This window comes from Morganella sp. B601 (genome assembly GCF_051172335.1).
Classification (GTDB): domain Bacteria; phylum Pseudomonadota; class Gammaproteobacteria; order Enterobacterales; family Enterobacteriaceae; genus Morganella; species Morganella morganii.
This window is the reverse complement of record NZ_JBPIZE010000004.1, coordinates 105,807-122,049: the sequence shown is the minus strand read 5'-3', so window position 1 is coordinate 122,049 and position 16,243 is coordinate 105,807. Positions and strand designations below refer to the sequence as shown.

Annotated in this window: 14 protein-coding genes and 2 tRNA genes; 1 reads left to right on the top strand and 15 read right to left on the bottom strand. The window is 51.7% G+C overall.

Annotated features, from left to right (window positions below; genetic code table 11):
• Positions 1–31: 31 nt before the first annotated feature.
• The 14 genes from pnp to rlmE all read right to left on the bottom strand — a co-directional run bounded on the left by pnp (position 32) and on the right by rlmE (position 15,004).
• Positions 32–2,188 (bottom strand): polyribonucleotide nucleotidyltransferase, encoded by a 2,157-nt coding sequence (pnp, locus tag ACSBQN_RS12150; protein WP_354633098.1) that lies wholly within the window; start codon positions 2,186–2,188, stop codon positions 32–34.
• A gap of 226 nt (positions 2,189–2,414) precedes the next feature.
• On the bottom strand, positions 2,415–2,684 hold the full coding sequence (gene rpsO, locus ACSBQN_RS12145) for a 30S ribosomal protein S15 (RefSeq protein WP_004234569.1): 270 nt from the start codon (positions 2,682–2,684) through the stop codon (positions 2,415–2,417).
• Between the two features lie 121 nt (positions 2,685–2,805).
• Positions 2,806–3,750, bottom strand: coding sequence for a tRNA pseudouridine(55) synthase TruB (gene truB, locus ACSBQN_RS12140; protein ID WP_024474267.1), 945 nt, complete (start codon positions 3,748–3,750; stop codon positions 2,806–2,808).
• The gene (gene rbfA / locus ACSBQN_RS12135; RefSeq protein ID WP_004234563.1) at positions 3,750–4,160 is read right to left on the bottom strand and encodes a 30S ribosome-binding factor RbfA; all 411 of its coding nucleotides are present in this window, start codon (positions 4,158–4,160) and stop codon (positions 3,750–3,752) included. The genes truB and rbfA overlap by 1 nt, the downstream gene beginning before the upstream one ends.
• A gap of 72 nt (positions 4,161–4,232) precedes the next feature.
• Positions 4,233–6,965, bottom strand: a complete 2,733-nt coding sequence (infB, locus tag ACSBQN_RS12130) for a translation initiation factor IF-2 (RefSeq protein ID WP_024474266.1) — start codon at positions 6,963–6,965, stop codon at positions 4,233–4,235.
• A 21-nt stretch (positions 6,966–6,986) separates the two neighbouring features.
• Positions 6,987–8,498 carry a transcription termination factor NusA gene (gene nusA, locus ACSBQN_RS12125; RefSeq protein WP_024474265.1) on the bottom strand — a complete coding sequence of 504 codons (1,512 nt, stop codon included), beginning with the start codon at positions 8,496–8,498 and terminating at the stop codon, positions 6,987–6,989.
• Positions 8,499–8,524: 26 nt separating this feature from the next.
• Complete coding sequence (rimP, locus tag ACSBQN_RS12120; RefSeq protein ID WP_004241392.1) at positions 8,525–8,977, bottom strand: ribosome maturation factor RimP; 453 nt, start codon at positions 8,975–8,977, stop codon at positions 8,525–8,527.
• A gap of 196 nt (positions 8,978–9,173) precedes the next feature.
• Positions 9,174–9,250 (bottom strand) — tRNA-Met (locus ACSBQN_RS12115).
• 57 nt (positions 9,251–9,307) lie between these two features.
• Positions 9,308–9,397: transfer RNA gene (locus tag ACSBQN_RS12110), tRNA-Leu, on the bottom strand.
• A gap of 80 nt (positions 9,398–9,477) precedes the next feature.
• The gene (gene secG, locus ACSBQN_RS12105) at positions 9,478–9,816 is read right to left on the bottom strand and encodes a preprotein translocase subunit SecG (RefSeq protein ID WP_015422312.1); all 339 of its coding nucleotides are present in this window, start codon (positions 9,814–9,816) and stop codon (positions 9,478–9,480) included.
• A gap of 244 nt (positions 9,817–10,060) precedes the next feature.
• The gene (glmM, locus tag ACSBQN_RS12100) at positions 10,061–11,395 is read right to left on the bottom strand and encodes a phosphoglucosamine mutase (RefSeq protein WP_337137144.1); all 1,335 of its coding nucleotides are present in this window, start codon (positions 11,393–11,395) and stop codon (positions 10,061–10,063) included.
• Complete coding sequence (gene folP, locus ACSBQN_RS12095; protein WP_024474263.1) at positions 11,388–12,236, bottom strand: dihydropteroate synthase; 849 nt, start codon at positions 12,234–12,236, stop codon at positions 11,388–11,390. The genes glmM and folP overlap by 8 nt, the downstream gene beginning before the upstream one ends.
• Before the next feature lie 140 nt (positions 12,237–12,376).
• A complete protein-coding gene (ftsH, locus tag ACSBQN_RS12090; RefSeq protein ID WP_004234548.1) occupies positions 12,377–14,326 on the bottom strand; it encodes an ATP-dependent zinc metalloprotease FtsH in 1,950 nt (649 codons plus the stop codon).
• 48 nt (positions 14,327–14,374) lie between these two features.
• Positions 14,375–15,004: a 23S rRNA (uridine(2552)-2'-O)-methyltransferase RlmE gene (rlmE, locus tag ACSBQN_RS12085; RefSeq protein ID WP_004234546.1), complete on the bottom strand. Its 630-nt coding sequence runs from the start codon at positions 15,002–15,004 to the stop codon at positions 14,375–14,377.
• Positions 15,005–15,163: 159 nt separating this feature from the next.
• Here rlmE and yhbY point away from each other — a divergent pair, with 159 nt between their 5' ends.
• A complete protein-coding gene (gene yhbY, locus ACSBQN_RS12080; RefSeq protein ID WP_004234544.1) occupies positions 15,164–15,457 on the top strand; it encodes a ribosome assembly RNA-binding protein YhbY in 294 nt (97 codons plus the stop codon).
• A 199-nt stretch (positions 15,458–15,656) separates the two neighbouring features.
• Here yhbY and greA read toward each other — a convergent pair whose 3' ends face one another.
• A complete protein-coding gene (gene greA / locus ACSBQN_RS12075; protein WP_015422313.1) occupies positions 15,657–16,133 on the bottom strand; it encodes a transcription elongation factor GreA in 477 nt (158 codons plus the stop codon).
• Between the last annotated feature and the right edge of the window lie 110 nt (positions 16,134–16,243).

The window sequence follows — 16,243 nt, the reverse complement described above, 5'->3', positions numbered from 1 at the left end:
TTTTACAGGACGCCACGACTTACGTCAAATTTTATTCAGCGTTATTTGCATCAGGGTTTGCATCCGAAGCCGGTGCAGCATCCTGACTGACTGCTTCTTTCATGCTCAGGCGGATACGACCCTGACGGTCGATTTCCAGTACCTTGACCGGTACTTCCTGACCCATTTCCAGATAATCTGATACTTTTTCAACGCGTTTGTCAGCGATCTGAGAAATATGCACCAGACCTTCTTTACCGCCGCCGATAGCCACGAAGGCACCGAAGTCAACGATACGGACAACTTTACCGTTATAGATACGGCCGACTTCCACTTCTGCGGTGATTTCTTCGATACGGCGGATAGCCATCTTCGCTTTATCGCCGTCAGTTGCAGCAATCTTCACAGTACCGTCATCTTCGATTTCGATAGTGGTGCCTGTTTCTTCGGTCAGGGCACGGATCACAGAACCGCCTTTACCGATAACGTCTTTGATTTTGTCCGGGTTGATGCGGATGGTGTGAATGCGCGGTGCAAACTCAGAGATATCAGCACGTGGTGAGTTGATAGCCTGTTCCATCACGCCCAGGATGTGCAGACGCGCACCTTTGGCCTGGTTCAGAGCCACCTGCATAATTTCGCTGGTGATACCTTCGATTTTGATATCCATCTGCAGGGCGCTGATACCGTCACGGCTGCCCGCAACTTTAAAGTCCATGTCGCCGAGGTGGTCTTCATCACCGAGGATATCAGACAGAACCACGAATTTGTCGCCTTCTTTCACCAGACCCATCGCGATACCGGCAACCGCTGATTTCACAGGAACACCTGCATCCATCAGTGCCAGAGATGCACCACAGACTGACGCCATAGAAGAAGAACCGTTGGATTCAGTAATTTCTGAAACCACACGCACGGTGTACGGGAATTCTTCCTGGGATGGCATCACTGCCAGCACACCACGTTTCGCCAGACGGCCGTGGCCGATTTCACGACGCTTCGGTGAACCGACCATACCGGTTTCACCCACGCAGTACGGAGGGAAGTTATAGTGGAACAGGAAGGTGTCAGTAATTTCACCCATTACCTGATCCAGAGTCTGTGCATCACGGGCAGTACCCAGAGTTGCTGTTACCAGCGCCTGAGTTTCACCACGGGTGAACAGAGAAGAACCGTGAGTACGCGGCAGAACACCGGTGCGGACATCCAGTGCGCGGACCATGTCTTTTTCACGGCCGTCGATACGCGGCTCGCCGTTCAGAACACGGGTACGGACAACAGATTTCTCAACCGCAGCCAGGATGTCGCTGATTTCGTGTTTCAGTTCGCCGGTCAGCTCTTCACCGCGTGCGGCAAATTCAGCTTCCAGAGCACTGATGGTTGCATCTTTAATGATATCAACCTGTGCGTAACGATCCTGTTTTTCAGTGATACGGTAAGCATCACCCAGCGCTTTTTCAGACAGTTCAGCAACGCGGTCACGCAGAGTCTGGTTAACAGGCTCCGGCTGCCAGTCCCACTTCGGCTTACCGGCTTCAGCGGCCAGTGCATTGATGTTTTCGATAACAATCTGCTGCTGCTCGTGACCGAACACGACCGCACCCAGCATTTGTTCTTCGGTCAGCAGCTGTGCTTCTGATTCAACCATCAGAACCGCACCTTTGGTACCGGCAACAACCAGATCCAGTTTGCTTACCGCTAATTCGTCAGTGGTCGGGTTCAGAACATACTGGTCATTGATGAAACCAACACGTGCCGCACCAATCGGACCGTTGAACGGAATACCGGACAGTGCCAGCGCCGCTGAGGCACCAATCATTGCCACGATATCAGGGTTAACCTGCGGGTTCACAGACACCACGGTTGCGATGATCTGAACTTCGTTCAGGAAACCTTCCGGAAACAGCGGACGTAACGGACGGTCAATCAGACGTGCGATCAGGGTTTCGCCTTCGCCGGGACGGCCTTCACGGCGGAAGAAGCTCCCCGGAATACGGCCGGCCGCGTAAGTACGCTCCTGATAGTTTACGGTCAGCGGGAAGAAGTCCTGGCCCGGTTTCATTTTTTTCTGGCCGACAACGGTAACGAATACCGCGGTGTCGTCCATGTTAACCATTACAGCTGCTGTCGCCTGACGGGCCATCATGCCGGTTTCGATAGTGACAGTGTGCTGACCATACTGGAATTTACGGATTGTCGGATTTAACAAAATAATATCCTTCTGGGTCTCTCACCCCGGCAGGGGTAAGTAGTGAAATGGTTCCTTCAGATACATCCTCGCGACTAATGACAACCTTTTCCTGCTGCCGGAAAGTGCTCTCATTAGCCGCGCGAATAGCTGTACCGAAGAATCGTTATTATTGCGGCAACAGCTCAGTGTGCCGCATTCAGAAGAAAAGGGGCCGTCGGCCCCTTTCCACTGAAACTTGTCTGAATTAGCGACGCAGGCCCAGACGCTCAAGAATTGAGGTATAGCTTGCTAAGTCTTTGCCTTTCAGATAGTTCAGGAGCTTACGACGCTGAGCAACCATACGCAGCAGACCACGACGGCTGTGGTGATCTTTTTTGTGCTCTGCAAAGTGACCCTGCAGGTGGTTGATCTGTGCAGTCAGCAGCGCGATCTGAACTTCGCTTGAACCGGTGTCGTTTTCGCCACGACCGAAATCAGCGACAATTTTCGCTTTCGCTTCAGTGCTTAGAGACATAATAGAACTCCAAATATACTTTGATTAATAAAAATGAGTGCCGATCTCTAATTCAGCATCTCAGGGAAATTGCCGCGTTATTCTACGCCGCCTGCGCCCTGAACGCAAGATGCGGCAATGCTTATTCCGTGTATTCCACAACAAGACGGCGCGGTGCCACCAGCCCGTCCTCACTGATCACCGCAAGGCCGATAAACTGCGCGTCATCACCCTGCGTTACACGGGTTAATGTCTCCGGTGCCAGGTCGTGCGGAGCCCGTACCGGCTGCCCCAGCTTAAAATACCCGGCAGTCACGTCCGTCAGATTTACCTGCGGAAAATGTGACACGGCGGTATCCATCGGCAGCAGCAGCGGATCCAGTGCGGTTTCAAGAGGAGCTTCAGACTCATCCGCCACACGGCGCATTTCCTGAAGCTGTTCCAGTGTCACCATCCGTTCTGCCGGATACGTGGCCACCTGCAGCCGGCGCAGCATAGTCACGTGAGCACCGCAACCGAGTTTCTCACCGAGATCATCAATGATAGTGCGGATATAGGTGCCTTTCGAGCAGTGAATTTCCAGCTCCAGTTCATCCCCTTCATGGCGGATAAACAGCAGTTCATACACCGTGATCGGGCGGGCTTCCCGCTCTATGGTGATGCCTTTGCGGGCATACTCATACAGCGGACGTCCCTGATGCTTGAGCGCGGAGTACATGGACGGCACCTGTAAGGTATCGCCCCTGAATGACTCCAGGGCAGCCGCAAGCTGTTCCGCCGTGAATGACAGCGGGCGCTCACTGATCACCTCACCCTGTGAGTCTGAGGTGTCCGTACGCTGCCCCAGGCGGGCAATCACGCGGTAACGCTTGTCGGAATCCAGCAGGAACTGTGAAAACTTGGTTGCTTCACCGAGGCAGACCGGCAGCATACCGGTCGCCAGCGGATCCAGCGCGCCGGTGTGACCGGCTTTGGCGGCATTAAACAGACGGCGGACCTTCTGCAATGCATCATTGGATGAAATGTCCTGCGGTTTATCCAGCAGGACAATGCCGTTGACATTACGGCCCCGACGACGGCGTGCCATCAGTTACCCTCTTTGTCGTCCGCAGATTTACGCATATCCTGGTCGTGTTTGATCACATCAGACACCAGGTTGGACATACGCATCCCTTCGACCAGAGAACTGTCATATTCAAATTTGAGTTCCGGAATAATGCGCAGACGCATCTCTTTCCCCAGCAGGGAACGGATATAGCCGGAAATATCATTTAAGACTTTGATACCTGTTTTCACCTGCTCTGAATTATGGTCTTCATCCATAAAGTTCAGAAAGGTCACAAATACCGTGGCATAGGCCATATCACGGGATAAATCCACACCGGATACCGTTGCCATCCCCACACGGGGATCTTTAATTTCACGCTGCAGGATAATCGCAATTTCTTTCTGAATTTCCTGTGAAACGCGCTGAGTACGGCTGAATTCTCTCGCCATAGTTTCTCTCCTGAAAATTCGGGGGGCCATAAGCCCCCCAATTATATCATGTTATGTCATACCGTCAGGTGATCAGATAGTTCGCTGAACTTCAATCACCTGGAAGACTTCAATCATGTCGCCCGGGCGGACATCATTGTAGTTCTTGACACCGATACCACACTCCATCCCGTTACGGACTTCAGCAACGTCATCTTTGAAGCGGCGCAGGGATTCCAGCTCACCTTCATAGATAACCACGTTGTCACGCAGAACGCGGATAGGGTTATTACGTTTGATAGTTCCTTCAGTCACCATACAACCGGCGATTGCACCGAATTTCGGTGAACGGAACACATCACGGACTTCTGCCAGACCCATGATTTCCTGTTTGAATTCCGGCGCCAGCATCCCGCTCATTGCCTGTTTGATTTCGTCAATCAGGCTGTAGATGACGGAATAGTAACGCAGGTCAACGCTTTCGCTTTCAATCAGGCGGCGTGCTGATGCATCCGCACGGACGTTAAAGCCGAGGATAATCGCGTTGGATGCCGCAGCCAGCGTGGCGTCAGTTTCAGTGATACCACCCACACCGGAACCGATGATTTTCACTTTGACTTCGTCAGTTGACAGTTTCATCAGTGAATCGGTGATAGCTTCACAGGTACCCTGAACATCTGTCTTCAGAACGATATTCAGTTCAGAAACCTTACCGCTTTCCATGTTAGCAAACATGTTTTCCAGTTTGGCTTTCTGCTGGCGTGCCAGTTTCACATCACGGAATTTACCCTGACGATAGAGTGCCACTTCACGGGCTTTCTTCTCGTCACGGACAACGGTCGCTTCATCACCGGCAGACGGTACGTTGGACAGACCCAGGATTTCCACCGGAATGGACGGACCCGCTTCGGTGATATCCTGACCCAGTTCGTTACGCATCGCACGGATACGGCCGTATTCAAAGCCGCACAGGACGATATCGCCTTTGTTCAGTGTACCGCTCTGTACCAGGATAGTGGCGACCGGACCACGGCCTTTATCGAGGTAAGATTCGATAACAACACCGCTTGCCATACCGGCACGCACTGCTTTCAGTTCGAGAACTTCAGCCTGCAGCAGGATAGCATCGAGCAGATCGTCGATACCGATACCTTTCTTGGCGGAAACGCTGATGAACTGAGTCTCACCGCCCCACTCTTCAGAGAGGATGCCGTACTGAGACAGTTCGTTACGTACGCGATCCGGGTCAGCTTCCGGTTTATCAATTTTGTTCACCGCAACCACAACCGGCACACCCGCTGCTTTCGCATGCTGGATAGCTTCGATAGTCTGCGGCATCACGCCATCGTCCGCTGCGACAACCAGAACAACGATATCCGTTGCCTGCGCACCACGGGCACGCATGGAGGTAAACGCGGCGTGTCCCGGAGTATCCAGGAACGTGATAGCGCCTTTATCGGTGGTCACATGGTAAGCACCGATGTGCTGGGTAATACCGCCCGCTTCGCCGGAGGCGACTTTGGTGGAACGGATATAGTCCAGTAATGAGGTTTTACCGTGGTCAACGTGACCCATGATGGTCACAACCGGTGCACGTGGTTCAGCCTGCGCTTCACCCATGTCACGGTCGTTCAGGATCGCTTCTTCCAGCTCGTTCTCACGGCGCAGGATAACTTTGTGACCCATTTCCTCGGCAACCAGCTGTGCGGTTTCCTGGTCAATCACCTGGTTGATAGTCGCCATAGCGCCCATCTTCATCATGGTTTTAATGACCTGAGAACCTTTCACCGCCATCTTGTTGGCTAATTCGCCGACAGTGATGGTTTCACCGATAACCACATCACGGCTAACCGCTGCAACCGGCTTGTTAAAGCTCTGCTGCAGTGAGCTGCCTTTACGCTGTTTCTTACCGCGCGGCAGTTGCGCACGGGCTTCTTCGCGATCGGCTTTCTCAGAATGACGGTTGTTTTTCTTCTGGCGGACGTTTTTCGCGCCACGGCCGCGGCCGCGGTTATCGCCTTCAACTTTCGCATCACTTTCATCTTCCGCTTCACGGGCGTGAGCAGAGGTGGTGGTGTGATAGTCCGCGCTTTCTGTTTCTTCGCTGACAGGAGCAGACCATTTCTCGCCGTTTTCTTCGGCCAGACGGCGCGCTTCTTCAGCTGCACGTTTCACTTCAGCTTCAAGTTTGCGCTGCTGTTCTTCTTCAGCTTTGCGTTTGATTTCAGCGGCTTCGGCTTCGCGGCGCACTTTTTCGCTGTTTTCCCGGGTATCAGCCGGGGCTGATTTCGCTTTATTTTCTTTCACGTTATTCTTTTCCGCTGCTTCACGCTTAGCCGGTTCTGCCGCTTGTTCAGTTACTTTCGCTGCTGCCGCTTCGCGTTTTGCCTTTTCTTCAGCCTCACGTTTGGCTTGCGCCTCTTGTTTAGCTTTTTCTTCGGCTTCACGACGGGCCTGCTCTTCAGCTTCGCGTCTTGCCTGCTCTTCCGCTTCACGCTGTGCCTGCTCTTCCGCGGCTTTTGCCTGTTCAGCGGCATCGCGGTTTACATATGTGCGTTTTTTGCGGACTTCAATATTAACCGATTTGCTCTTGCCACCGGTTACCGGAACACTCAGCGTACTGCGAGTTTTGCGCTGAAGTGTTAATTTACCCGGCTGACTTGCCCCGCCCTGTTCGCGGTTCAGATGGGCCAGCAGGGCCTCTTTTTCTTGCTGGGAAACGTTATCAGACGCCGTTTTTTTGATGCCGGCATCAGCAAACTGCTGTACCAGGCGCTCTACGGAAGTCTGAATTTCGTCTGCCAGTGATTTTACCGATTCTGTCATGCTGCTCCTTCCCGCTACAAATTAAGATGCATCGTCGCCAAACCAACAGATATTACGCGCTGCCATGATGAGCTCACCTGCTTTCTCATCATTCAGACCTTCGATATCCGTGAGGTCATCGATACCCTGCTCTGCGAGATCTTCAAGGGTACAAATACCACGGGAAGCCAGGGTGAATGCCAGTGTGCGGTCCATGCCTTCAAGGTTTAACAAATCATCCGCCGGTGTGGTACCTGACTGGCTCTCTTTCTGTGCCAGTTCGAGCGTTGTTAAAGCGGCTTTTGCACGTTCGCGCAGGACTTCAACGGTTTCCTCTTCGAGGCCGTCGATTTCCAGAAGTTCGCTGACCGGCACATACGCCAGTTCTTCCAGTGTGGAGAAACCTTCTTCCACTAATAAGGTTGCGAAATCTTCATCGATGTCGAGATGCTTAACAAAAGTTTCAATGGAAGCGTGTGCTTCCGCCTGGTGTTTCGCGTTAAGTTCCTCCGCAGTCATGACATTCAGTTCCCATTTGTCATCACCACGATGTTTTTTCAGCAGTTGTGCAGCGAGACGCACATTCTGGCCGTTACGGCCAATGGCCTGTGCAAGGTTGCTGCTTTCCACAGCAACGTCCATTGTGCATTTGTCTTCATCGACAACAATGGATGCAACATCTGCCGGAGCCATTGCATTAATCACGAATTGCGCCGGGTTGTCATCCCACAACACGATATCAATCCGCTCGCCGCCCAGCTCACCGGAAACGGCCTGAACGCGGGCGCCGCGCATTCCCACACATGCCCCGACAGGGTCGATGCGTTTGTCATTGGTCTTCACCGCGATTTTCGCACGGGAACCGGGATCACGGGCAGCCGCTTTAATTTCAATAATCTCTTCGCCGATTTCCGGCACTTCGATTTTAAATAATTCGACCAGCATTTCCGGACGGGAACGGGTCACAAATAATTGCGCACCACGGGCTTCCGGACGAACATCATACAGAACTCCGCGGATACGGTCACCCGGGCGGAAGTTCTCACGCGGCAGCATATCTTCGCGCATAATGACCGCTTCCGCATTATTCCCCAGATCGAGGGTAATGTTTTCGCGGTTCACTTTTTTCACCACACCGGTGATGATTTCGCCCTGCTGCTCGCGGAACTGATCAACCACCATCGCACGCTCAGCTTCGCGTACTTTCTGTACGATAACCTGTTTTGCGGTCTGAGTGGTGATACGGTCGAAGGTGACAGATTCAATCTGATCTTCGATATATTCGCCTACCTGAATGCCCGGCGTTTCATAATCAGCCGCTTCCAGTGTGATTTCACGGGTCGGCTGAGTGACTTCTTCTACCACCATCCAGCGGCGGAAGGTATCAAAATCACCGGATTTACGGTCGATTTCCACACGAACATCAATTTCCTGTTCGTATTTTTTCTTGGTGGCGGTTGCCAGCGCAGTTTCCAGAGCCTCAAAAATTTTCTCACGAGGAAGCGATTTTTCGTTAGAAACTGCCTCAACAACAGCCAGAATTTCTTTATTCATCCTAGTTGCCTCTTTTGAACTTTATATTAAAAGTGGGGTACCAGGTTAGCTTTCTGGATGTTGCCAAGTGCGAACACTTCGTCTTTGCCATCCACTGTAACCGTGATCATTTCACCGTCGACGGCTTTGATAATACCCTGCCATCTGCGACGGTTCTGCATTGCGATTCGTAAAGTCAGTGAGACTTCCTCACCGGTAAACCGCTGATAATGTTCAGCCGTAAATAACGGACGCTCCATACCCGGAGACGAAACCTCAAGGTTATAAACGGTTGTAATAGGATCTTCAACATCAAGAACGGCACTGACCTGGTGGCTCACGTCCGCGCAATCATCAACAGTGATACCCTCTTCACTATCAATAAAAATACGCAGTGTTGACACGCGGCCGCGGATAAACTCCACGCCGACAAGCTCAAAACCGAGTGCTTCGACAGGTGCAGTGACCATCTCTGTTAATTTCTGCTCTAATGTGGACAAGACCACCCCCGGGACATAAAAAAAGGGCATAACGCCCAGTATCTCTGTTGACTGATAACAAAAAACCCCGAAATTTCGGGGCTTTATGCAACTGGACCCTGTGTACATCACACTTCTTAATCTTTTTTCCAAATCAGGGATAACGTAAGAGTTGTTGATACAATCAACATTGGAAAAAACGATTTGTTATAAGAAGTGGTTGCGGGAGCCGGATTTGAACCGACGACCTTCGGGTTATGAGCCCGACGAGCTACCATGCTGCTCCATCCCGCGTTCGAAACGTGAAAAATTCTACGCTGATCACCTGCAAAACGCAAGTGTGAAACTAAATGGTGCCGAGGACGGGACTTGAACCCGTACGCCCGTTTTGTAGGCACTACCACCTCAAGGTAGCGTGTATACCAATTTCACCACCTCGGCACTGAACTGCTCTTTTTTACGGGACTGACTGATGGTGTGTATCAACCCCGTTTAAAACTTTTACTTCAGACTTGCAACAATCAGCGCGGAATATCGCTGTTAGGAGCTGCTGGTGCTGCGGGAACATCTGTTTTCTGTTCTGTCTGCACCGGCTGAGCGAGATTATCAAACTTGCTGCCTGTACCGGTTTTATTGCTGGTCATGTTGCCCAGAACCAAACTCAGTACAAAAAACAGTGTTGCTAAAATGCCTGTGGTACGGGTCATGAAGTTACCTGAACCCGAAGAACCAAACAGTGTTGCAGACGCGCCTGCACCGAACGAAGCACCCATGTCCGCACCTTTCCCCTGCTGCATTAAGATCATGCCGACTAAGGCAATCGCAACAAGTAAGAAAACGACTAAGAGAGCTGTATACATAAACGTGTACCTATTCCTCGTACGGTATACCGACTGATTCGGTATCAATCTGCACACTCACAGATAAACCTAATTACCTTGCTGAGCGGGTCAGAATACTAACCAAACAAACGCGCACGCGCAAGTCTATTTTAAGCCAGGCGCACCGGTTGCGGAAAAAAACAACAATAAGGGGCGGATTCTGACAGAGCCGGGGAGAAACCGCAATAATTTTTTCCGGCTCTGCCATTCACATCATAAATAATTATACGCGTTTCACCGCGTCTGCAATGTGGTTTGCCATTGCAGTGACCTGCGCTTCATCTTCCCCTTCCACCATCACACGGATCAGCGGTTCAGTACCGGATTTACGCAGCAGCACACGGCCTTTGCCGTTCAGCTCTTTTTCCACTTCCTGTGCCACGCGGGTGACTTCCTCGCTTGCCAGCGGGTCGTGCTGACCGGCAAAGCGGACATTCACCAGCACCTGCGGCAGCAGTTTCATGCCACTGCACAGGTCGTGCAGGCTCATGTTGTTGCGTACCATGGCACTCAGTACCTGAAGACCCGCCACAATGCCGTCACCGGTAGTGGTTTTATCCAGCAGGATGATGTGGCCGGAGTTTTCCGCACCCAGACGCCAGCCTTTTTCCTGAAGTTTTTCGAGCACGTAACGGTCGCCGACTTTCGCGCGCTCAAACGGAATACCCAGCTGTTTCAGCGCCAGCTCCAGTCCCATATTACTCATCAGTGTACCGACAGCACCACCGCGCAGTTGTCCCTGGCGCAGTGCTTCACGGGCAATGATAAACAGGATCTGGTCACCGTCCACTTTTTCACCCAGGTGATCCACCATGATCAGGCGGTCGCCGTCACCGTCAAATGCCAGGCCGACATGTGCGCCTTCAGCCAGAACACGTTCCTGTAACTGACGGACATCCGTTGCACCGCATTTTTCGTTAATGTTGATACCGTTCGGATCACAGCCGATAGCAATCACTTCCGCACCCAGTTCACTTAATACGTTCGGTGCGATGTGATAGGTTGCGCCGTGTGCGCAGTCGATCACCATTTTCAGCCCGTTCAGGCTCTGCTCGTTCGGGAATGTCCCTTTACAGAACTCAATGTAACGGCCGGCGGCATCCACAATACGGTTTGCACGGCCCAGCTCGGCGGATTCCACACAGGTCAGTGGTTTTTCCATTTCGGCTTCAATCGCTTCTTCCACGTTATCCGGCAGCTTGGTGCCGTCGATGGAGAAGAATTTGATACCGTTGTCATAATACGGGTTGTGAGAGGCGGAGATAACAATACCGGCCTCAGCACGGAAAGTACGGGTCAGATAAGCGACCGCCGGTGTCGGCATCGGGCCGGTAAATGAAGCGGATAACCCTGCGGCGGCAAGACCGGCTTCCAGTGCGGATTCCAGCATATAGCCGGAAATACGGGTATCCTTGCCGATAATAATTTTACGTGAGCCGTGACGTGCCAGCACTTTCCCTGCTGCCCAGCCCAGTTTGAGCACAAAATCAGGGGTAATCGGGCTGTCACCCACTTTTCCGCGGATGCCATCAGTACCAAAGTATTTGCGATCACTCATTGTCGTTTGTTTCCTTCGCTAAACGGGTTGCTTCCACCACTTTCATGGCCTGGACAGTTTCTTTTACATCATGAACACGGATAATCTGCGCACCTTTCATCGCGGCAATCACCGCACAGGCCACGCTGCCGGCAACCCGTTCATCCGGGGGAATATCCATCAGCTGGCCAATCATAGATTTTCGTGACATTCCGGCGAGAACCGGTAATCCCAGGTTATGAAACAGGTCTAATTTATCCAATAACTGATAATTATGCGTCAGTGTTTTTCCGAAACCGAAGCCCGGATCGAGAATTATGTGATTTTTTTCAATTCCGGCCGCCACACAGCGTGCCACCTGCGCTTCAAGATACGTATACACCTCACGCACCACATTCTGATAGTGCGGTGCCTGCTGCATGGTACGCGGTTCTCCCTGCATATGCATCACACAAACCGGCAGGCCGCTCTGTGCCGCCGCCTGTAATGCCCCCGGCTCACTGAATGAGCGGATATCATTGAGAATATGAGCCCCTGCATTTGCGGCTTCGCGGATCACCAGTGCTTTTGAGGTATCCACTGAAATCCAGACGTCCGATTCACGGGCAATCGCTGCCACAACCGGGATAACCCGCTCCGCCTCCTGCTCCGGACTGACTTCCGCCGCCCCGGGACGGGTGGATTCACCGCCGATATCAATGATCGCCGCACCTTCCGCAATCATTTTCCGGGCGTGTTCCAGTGCTTTGGCGGGGGTGTTGTGTGTACCGCCGTCTGAGAATGAATCCGGGGTCACATTGAGGATCCCCATCACCTGCGGCGTTGACAGCGAAAGTGTCTGACCGCGTGCGGTAAGTTTCATAATCCGGCCTTCTTACTGTTTATTATTTCAATCGTGACGTGATTGTAATGCCTGACTCCGGCGGGATAAAGATATAAAAAAACCCGGCAGATTTTCCGCCGGGTTTTTCATATTACTGCTTCATGCAACTGAATGATGAATTATGACTGCTTGTTGTCGTCTTCAGACGGCGCAGCATTGTTGTCATCTGATGATTCAGGTGCTTCCTGAACCGGAACCTGGTTACTGCTTTCCGGCGGACGGGTATCCGCTTTCGGCTTGTCACCTTCCCAGCCCGCAGGTTCGCGGACCGGCACACGGTTCATCAGATCATCAATCTGTGGTGCATCAATGGTTTCATATTTCATTAATGCATCTTTCATGGTGTGCAGGATATCCAGGTTATCCATCAGGATCTGACGCGCACGTTTGTAGTTGCGCTCAATAATCCCGCGGATTTCCTCATCGATAGTCCGGGCAGTTTCATCAGACATGTGCTGTGCTTTTGACACAGAACGGCCTAAGAACACTTCACCGTCTTCATCCGCATACAGTAACGGCCCCAGTTTTTCAGAGAAGCCCCACTGCGTCACCATGTTACGGGCAATGTTAGTTGCCACTTTGATGTCGTTGGATGCGCCTGTGGACACATTTTCCGGCCCGTAGATAATCTCTTCCGCCAGACGGCCGCCGTACAGGGTGGAGATCTGACTTTCAAGTTTCTGACGGCTGGCGCTGATCTGATCCCCTTCCGGTAAGAAGAAGGTCACACCCAGTGCACGTCCGCGCGGAATAATGGTCACTTTGTGTACCGGGTCATGCTCCGGCACCAGACGACCGATGATAGCGTGACCGGCTTCATGGTAGGCAGTCGAGGCTTTCTGCTCTTCTGTCATCACCATAGAGCGGCGTTCCGCACCCATCATGATTTTATCTTTTGCTTTTTCGAACTCGACCATGGTCACAACGCGTTTGTTACCACGTGCCGCAAACAGCGCAGCTTCGTTCACCAGGTTGGCGAGATCCGCACCGGAGAAGCCCGGTGTACCACGTGCCAGCACAGACGGTTCAACGTCCGGCGATAACGGCACACGGCGCATATGCACTTTCAGGATTTGCTCACGGCCGCGCACATCCGGCAGACCGACCACGACCTGACGGTCGAAACGACCCGGACGCAGTAACGCAGGGTCAAGCACATCCGGACGGTTGGTTGCCGCGATAACGATAATACCTTCGTTACCTTCGAAACCATCCATCTCAACCAGCATCTGGTTCAGTGTCTGCTCACGTTCATCGTGACCACCGCCCAGACCCGCACCACGCTGACGGCCGACGGCGTCGATTTCATCGATAAAGATGATACATGGGGCTGCTTTCTTCGCCTGTTCGAACATATCACGGACACGGGACGCACCCACACCCACGAACATTTCGACGAAGTCAGAACCGGAAATGGTGAAGAACGGTACTTTCGCCTCACCGGCAATCGCTTTTGCCAGCAACGTTTTACCGGTACCCGGAGGCCCCACCATCAGAATACCTTTCGGAATTTTACCGCCGAGTTTCTGGAAGCGGCTCGGCTCACGCAGATATTCCACCAGCTCGCCGACTTCTTCTTTGGCCTCATCACAACCGGCCACATCCGCAAAGGTGGTTTTGATCTGATCTTCGGTCAGCATGCGTGCCTTACTTTTACCGAAGGACATCGCACCTTTACCGCCGCCGCCCTGCATCTGGCGCATGAAGAAGATCCAGACGCCGATTAACAGCAGCATCGGGAACCAGGAAATGAAAATGGTTGTCAGGATACCCGGCTCTTCCGGTGGTTCACCGACCACAGTGACGTTTTTGTTCAGCATGGTATTAAGCAGCTGATTGTCCTGCATCGGCAGGTACGTCGTGTATTTGGAGCCGTCTTTTTTACTGACGTTAAGATCACGATTGGAAATACGGACTTCGCGCACCTGATCCTGTGCTAACTCAGTGATGAAGGTAGAGTAGTCCACCTTACGACTGTTTGAATCGCCTGGGCCAAAACTCTGGAACAACGACATCAGCACTACCGCGATGACCAGCCAGAGAATTAGGTTTTTCGCCATGTCACTCAAGGGATTAACCTCTTATTACATCTGTGTTAACAAATAACGCACAGGGTACTACACTTTCCACCCTGTCGCTACAATGTATACTTCACGCGATCGGGCCCGCGAAGCATCGGGTTTACGGATTTTCACTTTCGTGAACAGGGAGCGAACCTCCCGGAGGTACTCGTCAAAGCCATCTCCCTGAAAGACTTTAACAATAAAACTGCCCCCCGGTGCCAGAACAGAACGGCACATATCAAGTGCCAGCTCAACCAGATACATCGCGCGCGGAATATCAACAGCCGGAGTTCCGCTCATATTTGGTGCCATGTCTGACATAACAACCTGGACTTTTTTATCCCCCACGCGCCCCAGCAGAGCTTTCAGCACGTTTTCGTCACGGAAATCGCCCTGAAGGAAATCCACGCCGACGATGGGATCCATCGGTAACAGGTCACAGGCAATAACACGCCCGGACTGACCGATATGATTAACAGCATATTGTGACCAGCCGCCGGGTGCAGCACCCAGATCCACAATAGTCATACCCGGTCTGAAAATATTATCGCCCTGCTGAATTTCTTCGAGCTTAAACCAGGCACGAGAGCGAAGCCCCTTTTTTTGCGCCATCTGAACATATTTATCACTAAAATGTTCCTGTAACCAGCGCCCGGAGCTTGCTGAACGTTTTTTATTGGCCATTGTGTTTTCCGACTAACCTGTTATTTCTGACTCAGTTTTTTCGCATAACCGGACGAAAAGTCCCGTTACCGCAGACAGTACTCCTCACCTAATGATGGTGATAAGCATGATATGGCGGTAGAATACACCGTTTTCAATAGTTATTAAGCAAAAAAAACGATGAACCTCACTAAAAAACAAGTCCAGCACCTGAAAGCACTCGCTCATCATCTGAACCCGGTTGTCATGATTGGCAACAACGGACTGACTGAAGGCGTACTCGCAGAAACTGAAGTGGCTCTTACACATCATGAGCTTATCAAAGTTAAAATCGCGGGCGAAGACCGTGAAATGAAAACCTTGATTGCTGATGCGATTGTGCGTGAAACCGGTGCTTACAATGTGCAGATTATCGGTAAAATTCTGGTGCTCTACCGTCCGTCGGAAGCCCGGAAGATCATTTTACCTAAATGATAATTGCATATTTATAAAAAAATGCCACCGGCAGATGATTTCTGACGATATCGTCCGGCCGGTGGCATTCCTTTCAGATTTTCTTCATATCCGGGCCGCCTCTGTACTCTGCCACCCGAATGTAAAGTTCAGTAAAAACGCCTTTCACTGAATTTTTCTGATGAAATATCCGTATTGTGCTGTTTTTTTACGGCACAGCTTACAGGTATTCCACATTGATGACTTCATACTCAACTTCACCGCCCGGTGTCTGGATGACAACCACGTCGTCAACCTCTTTACCGATAAGGCCGCGTGCAATCGGGGAGTTCACTGACAACAGGTTTGATTTGATATCAGCCTCATCATCACCCACGATGCGGTAAGTCTGCTCTTCATCCGTTGCGACGTTAAAAACGGTAACGGTCGCACCGAAAATAATCCGGCCATTGTTGGTCATTTTGGTGACATCAATCACCTGCGCATTGGAGAGCTTGGCTTCGATCTCCTGAATACGGCCTTCACAGAAACCCTGCTGCTCACGGGCGGCGTGATATTCTGCGTTTTCTTTCAGATCGCCGTGCTCGCGGGCTTCCGCGATATCAGCGATAATTTTCGGACGGCGCTCATTTTTGAGAAATTCTAATTCTTCACGCAGTTGGTCTGCGCCGCGTACCGTCATAGGGATTTGTTTCATTCTCTACCTCTGAATCATTCCTAAGTAATAGTCATATCATCCTGATTAAACGATAACAGTACCTTATGCGCCATGTGTGGCACACTACTATTAAGTAAAACCGTGTAAAT